The sequence below is a fragment of the Stenotrophomonas maltophilia genome, assembly GCF_001274595.1.
GTDB lineage: Bacteria > Pseudomonadota > Gammaproteobacteria > Xanthomonadales > Xanthomonadaceae > Stenotrophomonas > Stenotrophomonas forensis.
The window spans coordinates 804,711-823,133 of the sequence record NZ_CP011010.1 but is presented as its reverse complement, the minus strand read 5'-3'; the positions used below and the strand labels follow the sequence as shown (position 1 = coordinate 823,133).

Annotated in this window: 20 protein-coding genes; 15 read left to right on the top strand and 5 right to left on the bottom strand. The window is 68.3% G+C overall.

What is annotated here, in order from left to right; all coding sequences use genetic code 11:
* Nucleotides 1–34: 34 nt before the first annotated feature.
* From VN11_RS03640 to VN11_RS03620, 5 genes are all read left to right on the top strand, one after another.
* Nucleotides 35–697: a hypothetical protein gene (locus VN11_RS03640; protein ID WP_053448854.1), complete on the top strand. Its 663-nt coding sequence runs from the start codon at nucleotides 35–37 to the stop codon at nucleotides 695–697.
* A 49-nt stretch (nucleotides 698–746) separates the two neighbouring features.
* Nucleotides 747–1,469, top strand: a complete 723-nt coding sequence (locus VN11_RS03635; RefSeq protein ID WP_053448853.1) for a DUF6348 family protein — start codon at nucleotides 747–749, stop codon at nucleotides 1,467–1,469.
* 97 nt (nucleotides 1,470–1,566) lie between these two features.
* Complete coding sequence (locus tag VN11_RS03630) at nucleotides 1,567–2,127, top strand: nucleoside deaminase (protein WP_004154307.1); 561 nt, start codon at nucleotides 1,567–1,569, stop codon at nucleotides 2,125–2,127.
* Nucleotides 2,111–3,178 (top strand): 23S rRNA (cytidine(2498)-2'-O)-methyltransferase RlmM, encoded by a 1,068-nt coding sequence (gene rlmM, locus VN11_RS03625; RefSeq protein ID WP_053448852.1) that lies wholly within the window; start codon nucleotides 2,111–2,113, stop codon nucleotides 3,176–3,178. The genes VN11_RS03630 and rlmM overlap by 17 nt, the downstream gene beginning before the upstream one ends.
* Nucleotides 3,179–3,227: 49 nt before the next feature.
* Nucleotides 3,228–3,623 carry a hypothetical protein gene (locus VN11_RS03620; protein ID WP_053448851.1) on the top strand — a complete coding sequence of 132 codons (396 nt, stop codon included), beginning with the start codon at nucleotides 3,228–3,230 and terminating at the stop codon, nucleotides 3,621–3,623.
* Between the two features lie 148 nt (nucleotides 3,624–3,771).
* On the opposite strand, the gene VN11_RS03615 is transcribed toward VN11_RS03620, so the two are convergent.
* Nucleotides 3,772–4,953, bottom strand: coding sequence for a UbiH/UbiF family hydroxylase (locus VN11_RS03615; RefSeq protein ID WP_053448850.1), 1,182 nt, complete (start codon nucleotides 4,951–4,953; stop codon nucleotides 3,772–3,774).
* On the bottom strand, nucleotides 4,950–6,158 hold the full coding sequence (gene ubiH, locus VN11_RS03610; RefSeq protein WP_053448849.1) for a 2-octaprenyl-6-methoxyphenyl hydroxylase: 1,209 nt from the start codon (nucleotides 6,156–6,158) through the stop codon (nucleotides 4,950–4,952). The genes VN11_RS03615 and ubiH overlap by 4 nt, the downstream gene beginning before the upstream one ends.
* Before the next feature lie 107 nt (nucleotides 6,159–6,265).
* On the opposite strand from ubiH, the gene VN11_RS03605 reads away from it, so the two are divergent.
* From VN11_RS03605 to VN11_RS03560, 10 genes are all read left to right on the top strand, one after another.
* The gene (locus VN11_RS03605; protein ID WP_053448848.1) at nucleotides 6,266–6,850 is read left to right on the top strand and encodes a hypothetical protein; all 585 of its coding nucleotides are present in this window, start codon (nucleotides 6,266–6,268) and stop codon (nucleotides 6,848–6,850) included.
* Nucleotides 6,851–6,858: 8 nt separating this feature from the next.
* A complete protein-coding gene (locus VN11_RS03600; RefSeq protein WP_049457330.1) occupies nucleotides 6,859–7,413 on the top strand; it encodes a cob(I)yrinic acid a,c-diamide adenosyltransferase in 555 nt (184 codons plus the stop codon).
* A 9-nt stretch (nucleotides 7,414–7,422) separates the two neighbouring features.
* Nucleotides 7,423–8,361, top strand: a complete 939-nt coding sequence (locus tag VN11_RS03595) for a histone deacetylase family protein (protein ID WP_053448847.1) — start codon at nucleotides 7,423–7,425, stop codon at nucleotides 8,359–8,361.
* Between the two features lie 89 nt (nucleotides 8,362–8,450).
* The gene (gene lptD, locus VN11_RS03590) at nucleotides 8,451–10,949 is read left to right on the top strand and encodes an LPS-assembly protein LptD (protein ID WP_080374992.1); all 2,499 of its coding nucleotides are present in this window, start codon (nucleotides 8,451–8,453) and stop codon (nucleotides 10,947–10,949) included.
* Complete coding sequence (locus VN11_RS03585; protein ID WP_053448845.1) at nucleotides 10,946–12,289, top strand: peptidylprolyl isomerase; 1,344 nt, start codon at nucleotides 10,946–10,948, stop codon at nucleotides 12,287–12,289. The genes lptD and VN11_RS03585 overlap by 4 nt, the downstream gene beginning before the upstream one ends.
* A 3-nt stretch (nucleotides 12,290–12,292) precedes the next feature.
* Complete coding sequence (gene pdxA, locus VN11_RS03580; protein WP_053448844.1) at nucleotides 12,293–13,273, top strand: 4-hydroxythreonine-4-phosphate dehydrogenase PdxA; 981 nt, start codon at nucleotides 12,293–12,295, stop codon at nucleotides 13,271–13,273.
* Nucleotides 13,270–14,073, top strand: a complete 804-nt coding sequence (gene rsmA, locus VN11_RS03575; protein ID WP_053448843.1) for a 16S rRNA (adenine(1518)-N(6)/adenine(1519)-N(6))-dimethyltransferase RsmA — start codon at nucleotides 13,270–13,272, stop codon at nucleotides 14,071–14,073. The genes pdxA and rsmA overlap by 4 nt, the downstream gene beginning before the upstream one ends.
* A gap of 13 nt (nucleotides 14,074–14,086) precedes the next feature.
* Nucleotides 14,087–14,470 carry a Co2+/Mg2+ efflux protein ApaG gene (gene apaG / locus VN11_RS03570; RefSeq protein ID WP_008268668.1) on the top strand — a complete coding sequence of 128 codons (384 nt, stop codon included), beginning with the start codon at nucleotides 14,087–14,089 and terminating at the stop codon, nucleotides 14,468–14,470.
* Nucleotides 14,471–14,485: 15 nt separating this feature from the next.
* Nucleotides 14,486–15,511: a symmetrical bis(5'-nucleosyl)-tetraphosphatase gene (locus VN11_RS03565; protein ID WP_053448842.1), complete on the top strand. Its 1,026-nt coding sequence runs from the start codon at nucleotides 14,486–14,488 to the stop codon at nucleotides 15,509–15,511.
* A complete protein-coding gene (locus VN11_RS03560) occupies nucleotides 15,508–16,161 on the top strand; it encodes a DUF1287 domain-containing protein (RefSeq protein ID WP_053448841.1) in 654 nt (217 codons plus the stop codon). Before VN11_RS03565 ends, VN11_RS03560 begins: the two co-directional genes overlap by 4 nt.
* Before the next feature lie 77 nt (nucleotides 16,162–16,238).
* Here the strand turns inward: VN11_RS03560 and VN11_RS03555 are convergent, their stop codons facing one another.
* Genes VN11_RS03555 through lgt form a run of 3 tightly spaced genes read right to left on the bottom strand, consistent with a single transcriptional unit; the run spans nucleotide 16,239 to nucleotide 18,414 of the window.
* A complete protein-coding gene (locus VN11_RS03555) occupies nucleotides 16,239–16,730 on the bottom strand; it encodes a dihydrofolate reductase (RefSeq protein WP_053448840.1) in 492 nt (163 codons plus the stop codon).
* 5 nt (nucleotides 16,731–16,735) lie between these two features.
* A complete protein-coding gene (locus VN11_RS03550; protein WP_053448839.1) occupies nucleotides 16,736–17,530 on the bottom strand; it encodes a thymidylate synthase in 795 nt (264 codons plus the stop codon).
* Nucleotides 17,527–18,414, bottom strand: a complete 888-nt coding sequence (lgt, locus tag VN11_RS03545; protein ID WP_053448838.1) for a prolipoprotein diacylglyceryl transferase — start codon at nucleotides 18,412–18,414, stop codon at nucleotides 17,527–17,529. The genes VN11_RS03550 and lgt overlap by 4 nt, the downstream gene beginning before the upstream one ends.
* Between the last annotated feature and the right edge of the window lie 9 nt (nucleotides 18,415–18,423).

Sequence of the window (18,423 nt, the reverse complement as noted above, 5' to 3'; positions counted from 1 at the left end):
CGGGCGCCAGCACGGCGCCCGCACGCCCGCGACGATGATCACCGCCCTGTCCGCCCTGCTCTGGTTCATCTCGCAGCATCCGCTGCTGACGTTCTTTGCAGCGATGGTGCTGGCCGGGCTGGTCTCGTGGTGGCGGCGCTTTCCGGGCTACGCCATCGTGGTGTTCCCGCTGGCGATGCTCAACATCTTCCTCGGCCACTTCCTCAACGCCACCTTCCTCAATGCGGTGGGCGAGCGTGGTGAAGCGGTGATCGTCAAGGCCGAGGAAACCAACTCCACCCTCAACGAACAGTACATCTGGCGGTACGAAGCGGTGCTGCGTACCGCCGAGGGCCGTGACGTGGAGGTGGTGTTCCATACCAACACCGCCTCGTTGTGGCCACTGGAGAACGCGATCCGCATTCCGGCGCAGGACCAGCCCTTCGTGGTGAAGTACACCCCGGGCTTCCCGCGCAACTTCGTCATCCTCACCAACGAATCACCGCACGGCATTGCCCAGGCCCGGGCCAGCGCGCGCGAACGGGTGGAAGTGGCCGCACGCAAGCTGCATTTCAGCCCGGGCAATACGGACTTCCGCGCAGACTATCGCCGCGAGCTGGAGACCTGGTTGCGCGAGCATGGCAATGATCCGCAGCAGCAGCCCGACGCACGGCGTTATCGCGCCGAACTCGACGCACTCGACGCGCTCGATCGCTAGAGCCCAGGCACGGCCTGGATGTTCCACCCCATCCATCCACAGGCCTGACATGACCACAACTTCCACCGCCCTCCTCCCGCTGCTGCAGCAGGTGCTGCAGGGCGCCGGCATCGCAAGCCGCGTCGACGATGGCGCACTGCTGCTGGACAGCGGCCTGCGCCTGACCCCACATGCAGTGGCCGCGAATGAACGCGACAACGGTGGCTGGCAGACCTCCACCGTCATCGAGACCCAGCACCCCGTGCTGTTCGCCGACGGCCTGTTCGAGTACCAGCACGCCAACGGTGCCGACGAACAGGCCTCGCTGCTGTCCGGCTTCCAGACCTGGATCCGGGTGGACCTGGCGACCCTGCAGACCGCCGTCGGCGCCGCAGACGCACAGGGCCTGCCGATGCTGGGCCTGAGCTATCCGGGCGCCGAGGAAAGCGAAGAACTGCAGCGCACCGTGGTGCTGGGCCCGCTGGCGCACTACCGCGCACAGGAGGTGGATGCCTCCACCTGCAGCGAGGACGACCACGGTTCCTGCCCGTGCTGCCTGTTCACCCGCAGCATGGACGCCTTCGACGAGCTGCTGAGGGCGCGCCCGTTCCTGGCCATCCGCCTGTTCGCCTCGCGCGACGCCGAGGGCCTGTGCGAAGCCGATTGCCGGGTCAACGGCCACGATTTCGCCGCTGCCCTGCCCCTGCTGCGCGCCTATGCCGCCAGCTGGCCACAGGCCGGGCTGGAGTTCCGCAAGCAGTACGTGGTGATCCGCACCGGCTCGCCGGGCTGACCCACCGCCACACCCGGTACAGGCCGCTGCGGCTACACTGCGCGCCGGTTTCCCAAGCAACCGCACCTTCTTCCATCCCACACGAGGCACCCCCGCGATGCTGTACGCGCAAGTCCACCTGACCCTTCCCGCCTGGATCCACGACCAGATCGACCTGGATCGTCGATATCCCGGCGATGAGGCCAAGGTCGCGCTGGCGATCGAGCTGTCGCGGTTGAACGTCGAGCACGCCAGTGGCGGCCCGTTCGGTGCGGTGGTGTTCGGCCCGGATGACAAGGTGATCGCCGCCGGCGTGAACCGGGTGATGCCGCACGCGACCTCGCTGGCGCACGCCGAGAACATGGCCTACATGCTGGCCCAGCAGCGCCTGCAGACCCCGCGCCTGAACGCGGTGCTGTCGCCGGTCACCCTGGCCACCAGCTCGCAGCCGTGCTGCCAGTGCTACGGCGCCACGGTGTGGGCCGGCATCGACCGCCTGCTGATCGGCGCCAACTCGGCCGACGTCGAGGAGCTGACCCCGTTCGATGAAGGCCCGCTGCCGGCCGACTGGGTGGGCGAGCTCAACAAGCGCGGCATCGAAGTGGTGCAGGGCCTGAACCGCGATGCTGCGCGCAGCGTGCTGCGTGCCTATGGGGAAAGCGATGGCGCCCGTTACTGAGACCGGCATCGGCCTGCTGTGCCTGTGCCGGCAGGGCTTCGAGCCCGAACTGGCCGGCGAGCTGCAGTTCCGCGCGGGCGAAGCCGGTTTCGCCGGCTATGCCCGCACCCAGCGCAATGACGGCTACGTGCTTTTCATGTGCGACGACGCCGCTGCATTGGCACCGCGCCTGCGCTGGCGCGAGCTGATCTTCGCGCGGCAGAAACTGCTGGTACTGGCCGAGCTGCCGCAGCTGGATCCGGCCGACCGCATCACGCCGATGCTGGAGGTGCTGGCCGATGCGCCGCGCTTCGGCGACCTGTGGGTGGAGCACCCCGACTCGGATGCGGGCAAGCCGCTGTCCGGTCTGGCGCGCGCCTTCGGCAACGCGCTGCGCCCGGCGCTGCGCAAGGCCGGCAAGCTGACCGACAAGCCGAACAACCGCCTGCCACGCCTGCACGTGGTGTTTGTCGATGGCACCCACGCCTTCGTCTGCATCGCCGACCCGGCCGACAGCGCGCCGTGGGCGCTGGGCATTCCGCGCCTGAAGCTGCTGCCCGAAGCCCCCTCGCGTTCGGCACTGAAGCTGGACGAAGCGCTGTTGACCCTGCTGACGCCGGAAGAACGCGAGGCACTGGCCAGGCCGGGCATGCGCGCGGCCGACCTTGGCGCCGCACCCGGCGGCTGGACCTGGGTGCTGACCCGCCAGCACATGCACGTGCTGAGCATCGACAACGGCCCGCTGCGCCAGCATGTACTGGATACCGGACTGGTCGAGCACCTGCGCGCCGACGGCTTCCACTGGCACCCGGAGCAGCCGCTGGACTGGATGGTCTGCGACATGGTCGAGCAGCCGCGCCGCGTGGCCGAGCGCATGGCCACCTGGTTCCGCGAAGGCTGGTGCCGGCACGCGATCTTCAACCTGAAACTGCCGATGAAGAAGCGCTGGGACGAGACCCGGCTGTGCCTGGACCTGTTCCAGGACCAGGCCGGCAAGCCGCTGGTGGTGCGCGCCAAGCAGCTGTACCACGACCGCGAAGAGATCACCGTACTGGCTTCGCCGCTGCGCTGAGGCCATCGTGCCCGCCGGGCATGGCCCGGCGCTACCGAGGGATGCAACCATGCGATACCGCTCGACTCCGATACTGATCGCCCTGCTGGCGGCGGCGCCTGCCCTTGCCCAGCAGTTGCCGCATACGCCCGCGCAGAGCCAACCGCTCGGCCCGACCGGTGGCGCGATCCGCCAGCAAGCGCTGGGCGCCGGCCGGGTCACCGGCAGCGTGGAGATTGCACAGCCGGCCGGCGAAGCGCAGGTGACCGTACGTTCGCTGGAGCCGAGCAGCGTGGTCGGCCAGTACCGCATCCGCTTCAGCGACCTGGACGTGAACGGCGATGGCTTCATCAGCCGCGAGGAAGCACAGGCCAACCCGGCGTTGGCCGACGAGTTCAACGCGCTGGACCGCAAGCACCGCGGCAAGCTCGACCGCGCCGACCTGGCCGGTTGGCTGGTGGATTGATCCGCCGTCGCGATCTTCATCCACGCATGGCGTGGCTCTACTGACGGCGGGCACACGACCCGCTCCCGGTGGGCGCCAACCTTGGTTGGCACACTGTCGGAGGCGTGCCAACCAGGGTTGGCACCTACCAGGACGGCCTGTACTCCGATCAGACGCCGGCGGCGCGCTTCCAGAATGCCTGCACCAGCGGCGGCCATTTGCCGACGCAGCCCAGCGCGCGGCCACGGGCCAGAGTCAGGTGCATCTCATCATTGGAGAACAGGCGATTGATCGCGTCGAAGCTGTAGGCGGCGATGTGATTGTCGCTGCGGCGCTCACGGGCCCAGCGCTGCAGCCGCTGCGGTGAAAGGCGCGGCTGGCCGCGGCGCTCCGTGGAAGGTGCCAGCCACTGCTGCAGGGCGGCGACATCGCGCAGGCCCAGGTTCACGCCCTGCCCGGCCAGCGGATGCACGACATGCGCGGCATCGCCCAGTGCCAGCACGCGACCGGCGACATAGTGGCGAGCGAGCTGACGACGCAGCGGGAACGCCGCACGTGCCGAGGCCAGCCGCAGTTCGCCCAGGCGGGCGGCAAAGGCGCGGGTCAGTTCCCGATTGAACGCGGCTTCGTCCAGTGCCAGCACGCGAGCGGCTTCATCCTCCGGAAGGGTCCAGACGATGGAACTGCGGCGCTCGGCCACCGGCAGCAGCGCCAGCGGTCCGGTCGGCAGGAAGCGCTGCCAGGCCGTGGCCTGGTTCGGCAGTTCACTGTCCACGTAGGCCACCACGCCACGCTGGTGGTAGTCATGCCGCTCGACCTCGATCCCGGCCAGCCGGCGCAGGGTCGATTCGGCGCCGTCAGCGGCCACCGCCAGCGCCGCTTCCAGGCGACGGCCGTCGTCGAGGCGCAGGCGCACGCCGGCCTCGTCCTGCTCCAGCGTCTCCACCCGCGCCGGGCAATGCAGCTGCACGCCCGCGGCCGGCAGCGCCGCCCACAGGCGATCCTGCAGCAGGCCGTTCTCGACGATGTAACCCAACTCGCGCCGACCGAAGCGGTCCGCGTCGAACAACAGATCCTCACCACCTGCCGCATCCCACACCTGCATGCGCCGATAGGGCCACGCGCGGGCCTGCGCGATGGCAGGCCACACGCCCAGCCGGTTCAACAGCTGCACATTGTCAGCGGCGAAGGCAAACACCCGCAGGTCCGGCTGCGCAGCCTGCCAGGGCGCCGGTTCACGGCCTTCCACCAGTGCGACCGAGAGCCCGGCTTCGGCCAGTGCCAGCGCGCAGGCCGCACCCACCACGCCGCCACCGACGATGGTCACATCCAGACGCGCGTGCCGGCTCATGCGGCTTCTCCGCGGCACAGCCGAGGCACTTCGCCGCGGAAGCCCATCGCGCCACCGACCAGCATCGACTGCACCGAGGCGCGTTGCGCGGCCACCAGGCCGAGGCTGCGCAGCGGTCGCATCAGCGGTGCCGGGTTGCTGGTCAGCCGCGCCAGGCCACCGGAGAACGCCACCGTCTGCCGGCGGTCCTCCTCACGGCGCGCGACATAGGCCTGCAGCAATGCGTCACTGCCGGCGTCCTCATGCGCATCCTCCAGCAGCTCGGCCAGGGTCAGCGCATCGCGCAGGCCCAGGTTGAAGCCCTGTGCGCCCAACGGGTGGATGGTCTGTGCGGCATTGCCGAGCAGCACCGCGCGCTCACCGGCCAGCGCGCGCGCCAGCACCTGGATCAATGGATAGGCACTGCGCGGGCCGGAGTCGAGCAGGCGGCCGGCGCGCCAGCCGATCGCGTGCTGCAGTCGCTGCAGCCAGGCGGCATCATCCAGCGCCATCACCGCGTCGGCCTGGTCGCGCGCAACACCATGCACGGTGCCGAAGTGGCGGTCGCCGCGCGGCAGCAGCGCGGTCGGGCCGGTATCGGTGAAGCGCTCCCACGCCGTGCCATCCGGCGCGCGCTGGCTGCGCACGCGGGCGACAAACAGCGTCTGCTGGAAATCATGGCGGTCGACCTCGATCCCCAGCGCACCGCGCACGGCACTGGCGGTGCCATCGGCACCGACCACCAGCCGGGCCAGCAGCACGTGTTCGCCGTTCTCATCGGCCACCCGCACCTGGCGATAGCCATCGACCACCTCGCCCAGCCCCAGGAAACGCATCGGCCGGTAACGGCGCAGCCGCGGCAGCTCCTGCAGCCGAGCCTCCAGCGCCTGGCCGAAATCGCGCGCGACCACCACCTGGCCGAACCAGGGCCGGTCATAGTCACTGGCGTCAAGCTGCACGCGGCCGAAATCACCGGCGCGGCTGACATGGATGCGGCGGATCGGTCCCGGCGCCATCGCCAGCTTCTGCATCACGCCCAGCGCAGTCAGCGCGTTGACGGTGGCCGCGGCGAAACTGAGGTTGCGCTGGTCGAACACCGCCGGCAGTTCACCGGCGGGACTGGCCTCGAGCAGGCCTACGTCGCGGCCCAGGCGCTCCAGGGCAATGGCCAGGCTGGCGCCGACCAGGCCGCCTCCGACGATCAGCACGTCATGTCGTTCACTCATGCGTTCATGATACGCGCTCGTCCCGACTGTACGCCGAACGGGACGACGCCTGCGCCATCCCGTGCGGCGGGCTAGAATGAAACCTGAATCCGCCCCGGGCCCCCACCATGTCCGACACTGCCAACCGCGCCTTCGTCCTGTCCGTACTTGTACTGCTGCTGGCGGCGACCCGGGTCAATCACTTCGCGGCCATTCCCGATGCCTCCTGGGCCGTGTTCTTCATCGGCGGCTTCTATCTGGCGCGCTGGACGCGCTGGGCGTTCCCGCTGCTGATGGTGTTCGCGGTGCTGGTCGACTGGATCGTGATCCGCAGCAGCGGCCTGGATTTCTGGCAGCACTACTGCGTGTCGCCGGGCTACTGGCTGCTGCTGCCCGCGTATTTCTCGCTGTGGGCCGGCGGCATGCTGCTTGGCCGCAACTACCAGGGCGCGCGCTGGCCGGTGCTGGCCAAGGGCGCGCTGCTGCTGGTCGCCTCGGTGGCGGTCTGCCATCTGCTGGCGCAGGGCGGCTTCTACTGGACCAGCCGCAACGTGGCCGAACCGACCCTGACCGGCTGGGCGCAGAACTACGCGCAGTGGTTCGGGCCGTACCTGCGCACCACCGCGATCTACGTGGCGCTGGCCGCCGCCCTGCAGCTGGCCGTGGAGCAGTTCCTCAAGCTCCAGCAGGCCCGCCGCGACATCCGCCACTGAGCCGCGCCATGGGCCATCGCCTCTCGCGCATCTACACCCGCACCGGCGACGACGGCAGCACCGGCCTCGGCGACGGCCAGCGCGTGGCCAAGGATGACGCACGCGTTGCCTCCTTCGGCACGGTCGACGAGGCCAATGCGGCGCTCGGCCTGCTGCTGGCGGCATCGCTGCCCGAGGACGTGCGGGCGCTGGTCGTGCACCTGCAGCACCAGTTGTTCGACCTGGGTGCCGAGCTGTGCATCCCCGGCCACGCCGCGATCCATGCCGCCGATGTCTCGGCGCTGGAACAGCAGCTGGACCACTACAACGCCGGCCTGCCGATGCTGAAGGAATTCATCCTGCCGGCCGGGGGCGAAGCTGCCGCGCGCTGCCACCTGGCGCGCACCATCGTCCGTCGCGCCGAGCGCGAGACCGTCGCCCTGGCCCGCCGCGAGGCGGTGCGCAGCGAGGCACTGCAGTACCTCAACCGGCTGTCGGACCTGCTGTTCGTGCTGGCCCGGGTGCTGGCCCGTGCCGATGGCCACGGCGAGGCGCTGTGGCAGCCACAGCAGCGCCAGCGCTGAGTCGGCACGATGCTGGTCTATACCCATCCGTCCTGCCTGCTGCATGACCCCGGCCCCGGGCACCCGGAGTGCCCGCAACGCCTGCAGCATGTGCTCGATGCCCTGCATGCGGCCTTTCCCGGCCAGCTGCAGTGGCGCCAAGCCCCTCCGGCCAAGTTCGGCGAACTGACCCGGGTGCATGACAGTTCCCTGCTCGACTTCGTGCTGCAGCCACAGACTGCCCCGCTGCGCCAGCTGGACATGGACACCTGGACCTCGCCGGGATCGGCCAGCGCCGCCGTGCATGCCGCTGGTGCCGGCGTGGCCGCAGTCGATGCGGTGATGCTCGGCGAGGATACGCTGGCCTTCTGCGCCGTGCGGCCGCCCGGTCACCACGCCACCAGCAGCACGGCGATGGGCTTCTGCCTGCTCAACAACATCGCCATCGCCGCTGCCTATGCCCGCGACCGCCACGGCCTGGAACGCATTGCCGTGGTCGACTTCGACGTGCACCACGGCAACGGCACTCAGGACATCTTCCAGCACGATGCCCGGGTCTCGTACTACAGCACCCACCAGGCCGGGCTGTTCCCCAATTCGGGCCTGCGCCGCGACCGTGGCGCCGGCAACCTGATGAACATCCTGCTGCCGCCCGGAAGTGGCGGATTCCGCTTCCGCAATGTCTGGGCCGACGAGATGCTGCCGGCCATCGATGACTTCCGCCCGCAGCTGCTGCTGATCTCGGCCGGCTTCGATGCGCACCTGCGGGACCCGCAGGCCGATCTGATGCTGGAAACCGACGATTTCGCCTGGATCACCGGCGAGCTGCATGCGCTGGCACGCCGCCACGCGGCCGGCCGGGTGGTTTCGATGCTGGAGGGGGGCTACGACCTGCAGGCACTGGCCGAATGCAGCGTGGCGCATGTCCGGACCCTGATTTCAGGCGCCGGTGGTACCGTTGCCGGATGAACCCGAACCGGCAGTCTCCACCGCCCTTCATTGCCCCTATGCAAGGGATGGGGCAAGCTACCGTCCGTTTTCGCCCGAATCCGAACCGCGTGCGCCGAGCCCTCCGACTGCTTCCCCTGCCTCTGAGCATCGCCATCAGCCTGCCGGCGATGGCCGACGACAAGCCGCTCAACTGGGGCCTGTGCCCGGCCACCGACGTGATTCCCGCGTTCACTGACGCCCCCACCCCTGTCCCCGGCCAGGACAAGGCCGCTGCCGCGGCCGCCCGCGAGCAGCAGTCGACCGACATCGAGGGCGACCAGCTGCTGGGCACCACCACCGTGCCGCAGTACGAGGGCAACGTGGCCCTGCGCCGTGGCGATCAGTTCGTCGGCACCGACAAGCTCAGCTTCGATACCGAGACCGGCAACTACATCGCCGACGGCAATGTCCGCTACCAGGACGGGTCGATCCGGATGATCGCCAAGCGTGCCGAGGGCAACCAGGAAAGCGACACCCACAAGATCTCCGACATCAAGTACCAGCTGGTGTCGCGCCGCGGCAACGGTGACGCCGAGTCGGTCGACCTGCAGGGTGCGGTCGGCCAGATGCACCGCTCCACCTACACCACCTGCGACCCCTCGCAGCCGGTATGGAAGCTGTCCGCGCCGCAGATCGAGGTGGACAACGACGAAGGCTTCGGCACCGCCCGCAACGCCGTGCTGCGTATCGGCAATGTGCCGGTGCTGTGGGCGCCTTACTTCAAGTTCCCGATCGATGACCGCCGCAAGACCGGCCTGCTGTTCCCGCAGCTGGGCATGTCCGGCCGCAACGGTGTCGACTATGCGCAGCCGATCTACTTCAATCTGGCGCCGAACTACGACGATACCCTGACCCCGCGCTACATGAGCCAGCGCGGGCTGCTGCTCGACAACGAATTCCGCTACCTCTACAAAGGTGGCCGCGGTGACGTGCTGACCTCGTTCATTCCCAACGACAAGCTGCGCGACCGCGACCGCGGCCGGGTGATGTTCACCGGCTACCACAACGTGAACAACAACTGGCAAACCCGCGCCAACCTGGCCTGGGTCAGCGACGAGCGCTATGTCGAGGACTTCGCCAATCGCCTGGTCGGTGTGACCGCCTCCAGCCTGCAGAGCAGCATCGGATTGTATGGCACCGGCCAGACCTGGACGGCCGGGATCATGGCCGACCGCTGGCAGCTGACCGATTACACCCTCGACGAAAGCTCCCTGCCCTACAACCGCCAGCCCCGCCTGTACTTCAACTGGGACAAGCCGGTGCTGCCGTGGCTGGAAGCCGGCATCTACTCCGAAGCCGTGCGGTTCACCCACGACGATATCAACTACAAGTACGGTCCCGAGGTCGGCCCGGACCTGCAGTACACCCGCAATGGCCGGCAGCGGACATCCGGCATCGGCGTCGGTGGTGGCTCACGCCTGGACGTGAAACCGTACGTGTCGTTCCCGATCAGCGGCGCGGCCTGGTACGTCACGCCCACCCTGGCCTACCGCTACACCGCTTACCAGCTGGACCGCAGCCTGGTGGACGGCGCCAACGGCATCCGTGGGCAGATCCTGCGCTCGCAGGGCATCGATCCGGCCACCGCCACGCCGGAGCAGCTGCGTGGCAACACCTCGCCGAGCCGAAGCCTGCCGATCGCCAGCCTCGATGCCGGCCTGTTCTTCGATCGCGAAACCCGTATCGGCGGCAAGTCGTTCCTGCAGACCCTGGAACCGCGCCTGTTCTACCTGCGCACGCCCTACCGCAACCAGGAAGAATTGCCAATCTTCGATACCCGTGACTTCACCTTCAGCTGGGGCCAGCTGTTCCGCGATTCGCGCTACACCGGCGCCGATCGCCAGAACGATGCCAACCAGCTGACCCTGGCGCTGGGCACCCGGTTCATCGACCAGACCACCGGCAAGGAACGGTTCTCGGCCGCCATCGGCCAGATCCAGTACTTCGACGAGTCGCGGGTGACGCTCCCGGGCGGTGCGCCGGTTGAAAAGGGCAAGTCGGCCTGGATCGCCGACGGCAACTACATGATCAACGATCGCTGGACCCTGGGCGCCACCTACCAGTGGGACCCGAAGTACAAGCGCGAGGACCTGGCCAGCGTCCGTGCCCGCTACCTGATGCCCAACGACGGCGTGGTCAACCTCAGCTACCGCTACCGCATCAATGCCGGTGCCGCGGCCAACGCCAACAAGCATGACCGGACCCTGCTGGAGCAGGCCGACCTGTCGTTCCTGTACCCGCTGAATGCGCGCTGGAGCGTGGTTGGCCGCTACTACTACTCCCTGCAGGACAAGGAACCGCTGGAAATCATCGCCGGTGTGCAGTGGGACAGCTGCTGCCTGGCCGTGCGCGCCGTTGCCCGCCGCTACGTGCGCAACCGCGAAGGCGACATGAACAACTCCATCCAGCTGGAGTTCGTGCTCAAGGGCCTGAGCTCCATCGGCCAGGACACGGACCGTACCCTGCGCCGTGCTATCCTCGGCTACAACCGCGACGACCTCTATCTGGTGCCGCCCAGCAACACCGGGGCGACCCGCGATGACTACGATCCGAATCAGATCCCATGACCAAGCGCTTCCCCGTTCTTCTCGCCTCGCTGCTGGCGGTGTCCAGCGTGTCCGCCCCCCTGCAGGTGCTTGCCCAGGAGGCGCAGCCGCTTGACCGCATCGCCGCCGTCGTCGATGAGGACGTGATCCTGCAGAGCGAGCTCCAGCGTGCGATCGCCAACATCAAGGCGCAGTACACCGGCCGTGAAAACCAGCTGCCGCCGGAAGACGTGCTCAGCCGCCAGGTGCTCGAGCGGCTGGTGCTGGTCAAGCTGCAGGTGGCCCGCGCCCAGAGCAGCGGTATCCGCATCGGCGACCAGGAGCTGAACCAGGCGATGAATGCCATCGCCCAGCAGAATGGCTCGACCCTGGACGCCCTGCGCCAGCGCCTGGCCCATGACGGTATCGACTTCAACGACTTCCGGGCTTCGGTGCGCGATGAAATCACCGTGCAGCGCCTGCGCCAGAGCTTCGCGCAGAGCCGTATCAGCGTCAGCGAGGGCGAGGTCGATGCCGCGCTGAAGCAGCAGGCCACGGTGGGCAACCAGTACCACCTGGCGCACATCCTGATCGCCCTGCCCGACGGCGCCAATGCCGACCAGATCGCCACCGGCCAGAAGAAGGCCGACGGCGTGAAGACCCTGCTGGACAAGGGCGAGCTGGACTTCAACGCCGCTGCTGTCCGCTATTCGGACAGCCCCAACGCGCTGGAAGGCGGCGATCTGGGCTGGCGCAGCCTGGATGAAATCCCGCAGGCCTTCGCGCAGATGATGGAAAAGATGAAGCCCGGCGAAGTGGTGGGCCCGATCCGCGGCCCCAGCGGCTTCCAGCTGTTGAAGCTGGTGGACGTGCGTGATGCCAGTGCCACGGCCGGCGCGAGCACGGTCACCGAGTACCACGGCCGCCACATCCTGGTGCGCGTGGACGATCACCAGACCGACGCGGCCGCCAAGGCCAAGATCGATACCCTGCGCGCCCGCATTGCCGGTGGCGCGGACTTCGAGACGGTGGCCAAGGAGTCCTCCGAGGACAACAACAGCAAGGGTCAGGGTGGCGATCTGGGCTGGTTCCCGGCCGACGCCTTCGGTCCGGCGTTCGGCCAGCAGGTCTCCGGCATCCAGGACGGCGGCATCAGCCAGCCGTTCCGTACCGATGCCGGCTGGCACATCGTGCAGCGCGTAGCCACCCGCCAGACCGACGTGACCAACGACAACCAGCGTGCCCAGGTCCGCGAGACCATCGGCCGCCGCAAGCTGGAAGACGAGTACAACCGCTTCCTGCAGGAACTGCGTGGCGAAGCCTACGTGAGCTTCCGCAGCGGCGACCGCGCGGAAAACACCGCCACGCCGCCGCAGTCCTGACCGATGCGCCCCGAGCTCGCTCTGGTACCGGGCGAGCCCGCCGGGATCGGCCCGGAGCTGTGTGTCCGACTGGCCCAGCAGCCGCGTGAAGACAGCCGGCTGCTGGCCTTCGGCGATCCGGACACCCTGCGCGCGGCGGCAGCCGCGCTGAACCTGCCCCTGCAGCTCTTGCCCGAGGATGCCGAAGCCCGCGTCCCCGGTGATCTGCGCCTGCGCGTGGTCGCCAATGCCGTGCCCAGCCGGTTTGGCCACGCCGACCCGGCCAACGCCAGCGCGGTCATTCACGCACTTCTCGGCGCGGGCCGAGCCTGCCTCAGCGGCGAACTGCACGGCGTGGTCACCGGCCCGGTGCACAAGGCGGTCATCAACGAAGGCGGCATCGCCTACAGCGGCACCACCGAACTGCTGGCCGACCAGGCCGGGGTAAAGGTGGTGATGATGCTGGCCAACCCCATCGTGCGCGTAGCCCTGGCCACCACCCACCTGCCGCTGCGCGAGGTGGCCGATGCGATCACCGCACCCGGCCTGGAACACACCCTGCGCACCGTGCATGCCGCACTGCGGCGCGAGTTCGCCGTGCCTGCACCGCGCATTGCCGTGCTCGGCCTGAACCCGCACGCCGGTGAAGACGGCCACCTGGGCCGCGAGGAACTGGACCTGGTGATTCCGCTGCTGCAGCGCCTGCGCGCTGAAGGCATGGACCTGGTCGGGCCGCTGCCCGCCGACACCGCCTTCCTGCCGGCCAAGCTGGCCGGCTTCGACACCGTGCTGGCCATGTACCACGACCAGGGCCTGCCGGTGCTGAAGTACTCGGGCTTCGAACAGGCAGTGAACCTGACCCTGGGCCTGCCCTATCCGCGCGTGGCGGTGGACCATGGCACCGCATTGGACCTGGCCGGCCGCGGCATCGCCGATCCCTCCAGCCTGCAGGCGGCAACGACGCTGTGTGCGCAGCTGGCGCGGCAACGTACACTGAGCGCATGAATTCCCCGCATTCCCCCTCCGGCCCGGTGTTCACCGCCCCGGCCAAGAAGCAGCTTGGCCAGCATTTCCTGGCCGATCGCCACTACATCGACAAGATCGTGATGGCGGTCAATCCGAAAGACGGCGACCGCCTGGTCGAGATCGGTCCCGGCCAGGGCGCGATCACGCTGCCGCTGCTGCGCGTGCATCCGAAGCTGACGGTGATCGAGTTCGACCGCGACCTGATCGCGCCGCTGACCGCCGCCGCCGAGCCGCTGGGCGAGCTGACCATCGTCCATCGCGACGTGCTGCGCGTGGACTTCACCGAGCTGGCCGCCGGCCAGCCGATCCGCCTGGTCGGCAACCTGCCCTACAACATCTCCTCGCCGATCCTGTTCCATGCGCTGGAACATGCCGCAGTGGTCCGCGACATGCACTTCATGCTGCAGAAGGAAGTGGTCGACCGCATGGCCGCCGGCCCCGGCAGCAAGGTCTATGGCCGCCTCAGCGTGATGCTGCAGGCGTACTGCCAGGTGACCTCGCTGTTCGTGGTGCCGCCGGGCGCCTTCCGGCCGCCGCCGAAGGTCGATTCGGCCGTGGTGCGGCTGGTGCCGCGCAATCCGGCCAGCATCGGCATCAACGATCACAGGCGCTTTGCCGAGGTGGTCAAGGCCGCCTTCGGGCAGCGCCGCAAGACCCTGCGCAATGCGCTGAACAACGTGGTGTCCGCCGAGCAGTTCATCGCCGCCGGCGTGCGTCCCGATGCCCGCGCCGAACAGCTGGACGTGGCCGAATTCGTCGCTCTGGCCAATGCCTCCTGATTACACTGCCGGTATGGAAGACGCTGACGTTTATGCCATCTCCGTCGAAGTCGCGCCGCGCTTCCTCGACGATCAATCCGCACCGGAAGACGGTCGCTTTGCGTTCGCCTATACGATCCGCATCCACAACCAGGGACGGGTGGCCGCACGCCTGGTCGCACGCCATTGGCGCATCACCGATGCCAATGGCCGCGTCGAGCATGTCGATGGCGACGGGGTGATCGGCGAGCAGCCGCGGCTGCGCCCCGGTGAAGACTTCCGTTACACCTCCGGTGTCATGCTGGGGACCGATCACGGCACCATGCAGGGACACTACGACATGGTCGCCGACGATGGCACCGAATTCGCCGCGCCGGTCGCACCGTTCGTGCTAGCCGTCCCGCGTACCCTGCACTGACAAGGAGGCCGAACGATGAGTGTGTGGGCGATCGGCGACCTGCAGGGCTGCTATGACGTCACCCAGCGACTGCTGGAGAAGATCCGCTTCGACCCGGCGCAGGACACCCTGTGGTTCTGCGGCGATCTGGTCAACCGCGGTGGCCAGTCGCTGGAAACGCTGCGGCTGGTGCATTCGCTGCGCGAGCACAGCGTGGTGGTGCTGGGCAACCATGATCTTTCGCTGCTGGCCGTCGGTGCGCGCACCGAAGAGGAGCAGCGCAAGGTCAACCCGGACCTGCTGCGCATCGTGCAGGCCGAGGACCGCGATGAACTGCTGGACTGGCTGCGCCTGCAGAAGCTGGTGCACGTGGACCGCGAACTGGGCTGGATGATGGTGCACGCCGGGCTGGCGCCGAAGTGGACCACGCAGATGGCCGAAAAACATGCGGCCGAAGTCGAGGCGCAGTTGCACGGCGCCGGCTACCGCAAGCTGTTCCGCAACATGTACGGCGACAAGCCGAGCTGGGCACCCAACCTGTCCGGCTATGACCGCTCACGCGCGATCATCAATGTGCTCACCCGCATGCGCTACTGCACCCCGCGTGGGCGCATCGGCATTGAGGACAAGGGCACGCCGGGCACCCAGGAACAGGGGTTGTACCCCTGGTTCGAAGTGCCGGGCCGGGTCGAGCGCGACCTGAAGGTCGTCTGCGGCCACTGGTCCGCGCTGGGCCTGACCATCACCCAGGGCGTGCACGCCATCGACACCGGTGCGGTGTGGGGCGGGAAGTTGACCGCGCTGCAGCTTGATACCGATGAGCTGCGCGTGGTGCAGGTGCCGGGCCGTGATGTGCCGGCCCCCGTTGCCAACGCCCGTCCGCCGGCGCGACCGGCACACGAGCGTCCTGCCGCCTCGGCACAGGGCAAGGAACAGGGCGGTGGCACACCTTCTGGTAACCCGGGCACCCGCGGCCCGCGCCGTCGTCGCCGTCGTGGCGGCGGTGGTGGTGGCGGTGGCTCTGCAGGCCCCGGCAACAACGGCGCCCCGCCGCAGGCATGATGCGACCGGGCCGGGCACCAGGGACGGTGCTGCTGCTGACGCTGGCGCTGGCCAGCGGCTGCCAGCCCGGTTCGCCTCCAACTCCCACGGCCGCGCAGGACGCCGCAGCCACGCCGGCACCACCGCAGGCGCCTTCGCCACCACTGGTGGCCGCCGCACGCGCACAGATCGGCGTCACCGTCCGCTACGACCCGGCTTATCAGGTACTCGCCTATCCCGGTGGTGACGTCGCGCGCGATCGCGGCGTGTGCACCGACGTGGTGGTGCGCGCCCTGCGCAGCCAGGGCCTGGATCTGCAGGCACGCGTGCATGAGGACATGCGCGGGAATTTCAGTGCCTATCCGACGATCTGGGGCCTGTCACGGCCGGACCGCAACATCGATCATCGTCGCGTCCCCAACCTGATGCGCTGGTTCGAGCGCCAGGGCTGGCAGCAACCGGTCACCGCCCTCGCCACCGACTACGCGGCCGGCGACATCGTCGCCTGGAAGCTCAACGGCAACGGACTGCTGCACGTCGGCATCGTCTCCGACCGGCGGCTGGCCGATGGCACGCCGCTGGTGCTACACAACATCGCGCGCGGCACGCGCGAAGAGAACCTGCTGTTCCAGCACGCGATCATCGGGCATTACCGGATGCCGACTCCGTAGAGTCGAGCTTGCTCGACTATGCCCTGTGTATCCACCAAGAGCAGTCGAGCAAGCTCAACTCTACAGGTGCGTTGCGATCAGCGGCGCACGTAGTGAACGAAGCGGAACGCGTAGGCGTGGCGTTCGTCAGCCGGGTGCTGCTCGCTGCTCACTTGCTGCCAGCCCTGTGCATCCACCTCGGGGAAATGGGTGTCGGCCGGCACTTCGGCATCGACCCAGGTCAGGTACAGGTCGCTGGCCTGGTCGAGCAGCTGCCGGAAGATCTCGCCCCCCCCGATGATGCACAGCTCGCTCGCGCCCTCGCCTTCGGCAATCGCCTTGGCCTCGTCCAGCGACGCCACCGCGCGCATGCCTTCAAATGGCACTTGGCCGCTGCGGGTCAGCACCAGGTTGGTCCGCCCCGGCAGCACGCGGCCGATCGATTCGGCGGTCTTGCGCCCCATCAGGATCGGCTTGCCCAGGGTCAGCGCCTTGAAGTGTTTGAAGTCGTCCGGCAAGTGCCAGGGCATGGCATTGCCCTGGCCGATGCCACGGTTGCGGTCCAGCGCGACGATCATCGACAGCTTCATCGGGCTCACACCGCCACCGGCGCCTTGATCGACGGATGCGGGTCGTAGCCGTCGATGCGGATATCGTCGAACTGGAAGCCGAACAGGTCGGTCACGTCCGGGTTCAACCACAGCGTCGGCAGCGCGCGCGGTTCACGCGACAGCTGCTCGCGGGCCTGCTCGAAATGGTTCGAGTACAGGTGCGCGTCACCCAGCGTATGCACGAAATCGCCCACGCCCAGGCCGGTGGCCTGCGCCACCATGTGGGTCAGCAGCGCATAGCTGGCAATGTTGAACGGCACGCCGAGGAAGATGTCGCCGCTGCGCTGGTACAGCTGGCAGCTGAGCTTGCCGTCCACCACGTAGAACTGGAACAGGTTGTGGCACGGCATCAGCGCCATCTGCGAGAGCTCGCCCACGTTCCAGGCGCTGACCACCAGCCGGCGCGAATCGGGGTTGCGCTTGATCTCGTCCACCAGCCACTGCATCTGGTCGATCGCACCGCCATCGGCGGTGGCCCAGCTGCGCCACTGCTTGCCGTACACCGGGCCGAGATCGCCGTTCTCGTCGGCCCACTCGTCCCAGATGCGCACCTGGTTGTCCTTCAGGTAGCCGATGTTGGTATCGCCCTTCAGGAACCACAGCAGCTCGTGGATGATCGAGCGCAGGTGCAGCTTCTTGGTGGTGACCAGCGGGAAGCCGTCGTTGAGGTTGAAGCGCATCTGCCAGCCGAACACGCTGCGGGTGCCGGTGCCGGTGCGATCGCTCTTCTCCGCACCGTGTTCCAGCACATGCGAGAGCAGGTCCAGGTAGGACTTCATGCCTTACCCTCGGCAGCCACCGGCAGCTGCGGCTGCAGTACGGGCGCGCGGCGCGACATTGCCAGCAGCACCAGGCCGAAGGCGATCAGCGGCAGGCTGAGGATCTGGCCACGAGTCAGCCAGTCGAAGGCCACGTAGACGCCGTTGTCAGGCATGCGCACGAACTCGACGGCGAAGCGGAACAGGCCGTACATCAGCGCGAACAGGCCACCGACCAGATAGCGGTGGCGCGGCTTGGCCGACACCGTCCACAGCACCACGAACATCACCAGCCCTTCCAGGAAGGCTTCATACAGCTGCGAGGGATGGCGGGCGAACTGGTTCAGCGCGCCGCTGGCGAACTGCGCCTGCAGGGTCGCGTGGTCCAGCTGGTTCAGCGGCGCCGGCAGGCCGGACGGGAACACCACGCCCCAGCTGCCGTCGGTGTACTTGCCCCACAGCTCGGCACCGATGAAGTTGCCGATGCGGCCGAAGCCCAGGCCCAGCGGCACCAGCGGCGCCATGAAGTCCATGGTGTCGAAGAAGTGCAGCGTGTGCTTGCGCGACCACCACCAGCAGGCGCCGAGCACGCCCAGCAGGCCGCCGTGGAAGCTCATGCCGCCATCCCACACCTTGAACAGCAGCAGCGGGTTGTGCAGGAAATCGCCCAGCGCGTAGAACAGCATGTAGCCGATGCGCCCGCCCAGCACCACGCCGAGCATGGCGTAGAACAGCAGGTCGGAGAAGCCGTTGGCATCAACGCCCGGCAGGCGCCCGTCGGCAATGCGCTTGCGGCCCAGCAGCCAGGCAGCAGTGAAGCCGAGCAGGTACATGATGCCGTACCAGTGCACCTTGATCGGCCCCAGCGAGAGGGCGATGGGGTCGATGTCGTGGAAATAGATCATGGAAGGTGC

Excerpts from the sequence above, each read along its gene's own strand:
- VN11_RS03640 (WP_053448854.1), top strand. The coding sequence starts at position 35 with ATGATCACCGCCCTGTCCGCCCTGCTCTGGTTCATCTCGCAGCATCCG.
- VN11_RS03635 (WP_053448853.1), top strand. The coding sequence starts at position 747 with ATGACCACAACTTCCACCGCCCTCCTCCCGCTGCTGCAGCAGGTGCTG.
- VN11_RS03630 (WP_004154307.1), top strand. The coding sequence starts at position 1,567 with ATGCTGTACGCGCAAGTCCACCTGACCCTTCCCGCCTGGATCCACGAC.
- rlmM (WP_053448852.1), top strand. The coding sequence starts at position 2,111 with ATGGCGCCCGTTACTGAGACCGGCATCGGCCTGCTGTGCCTGTGCCGG.
- VN11_RS03620 (WP_053448851.1), top strand. The coding sequence starts at position 3,228 with ATGCGATACCGCTCGACTCCGATACTGATCGCCCTGCTGGCGGCGGCG.
- VN11_RS03615 (WP_053448850.1), bottom strand. The coding sequence starts at position 4,953 with ATGAGCCGGCACGCGCGTCTGGATGTGACCATCGTCGGTGGCGGCGTG.
- ubiH (WP_053448849.1), bottom strand. The coding sequence starts at position 6,158 with ATGAGTGAACGACATGACGTGCTGATCGTCGGAGGCGGCCTGGTCGGC.
- VN11_RS03605 (WP_053448848.1), top strand. The coding sequence starts at position 6,266 with ATGTCCGACACTGCCAACCGCGCCTTCGTCCTGTCCGTACTTGTACTG.
- VN11_RS03600 (WP_049457330.1), top strand. The coding sequence starts at position 6,859 with ATGGGCCATCGCCTCTCGCGCATCTACACCCGCACCGGCGACGACGGC.
- VN11_RS03595 (WP_053448847.1), top strand. The coding sequence starts at position 7,423 with ATGCTGGTCTATACCCATCCGTCCTGCCTGCTGCATGACCCCGGCCCC.
- VN11_RS03585 (WP_053448845.1), top strand. The coding sequence starts at position 10,946 with ATGACCAAGCGCTTCCCCGTTCTTCTCGCCTCGCTGCTGGCGGTGTCC.
- pdxA (WP_053448844.1), top strand. The coding sequence starts at position 12,293 with ATGCGCCCCGAGCTCGCTCTGGTACCGGGCGAGCCCGCCGGGATCGGC.
- rsmA (WP_053448843.1), top strand. The coding sequence starts at position 13,270 with ATGAATTCCCCGCATTCCCCCTCCGGCCCGGTGTTCACCGCCCCGGCC.
- apaG (WP_008268668.1), top strand. The coding sequence starts at position 14,087 with ATGGAAGACGCTGACGTTTATGCCATCTCCGTCGAAGTCGCGCCGCGC.
- VN11_RS03565 (WP_053448842.1), top strand. The coding sequence starts at position 14,486 with ATGAGTGTGTGGGCGATCGGCGACCTGCAGGGCTGCTATGACGTCACC.
- VN11_RS03560 (WP_053448841.1), top strand. The coding sequence starts at position 15,508 with ATGATGCGACCGGGCCGGGCACCAGGGACGGTGCTGCTGCTGACGCTG.
- VN11_RS03555 (WP_053448840.1), bottom strand. The coding sequence starts at position 16,730 with ATGAAGCTGTCGATGATCGTCGCGCTGGACCGCAACCGTGGCATCGGC.
- VN11_RS03550 (WP_053448839.1), bottom strand. The coding sequence starts at position 17,530 with ATGAAGTCCTACCTGGACCTGCTCTCGCATGTGCTGGAACACGGTGCG.
- lgt (WP_053448838.1), bottom strand. The coding sequence starts at position 18,414 with ATGATCTATTTCCACGACATCGACCCCATCGCCCTCTCGCTGGGGCCG.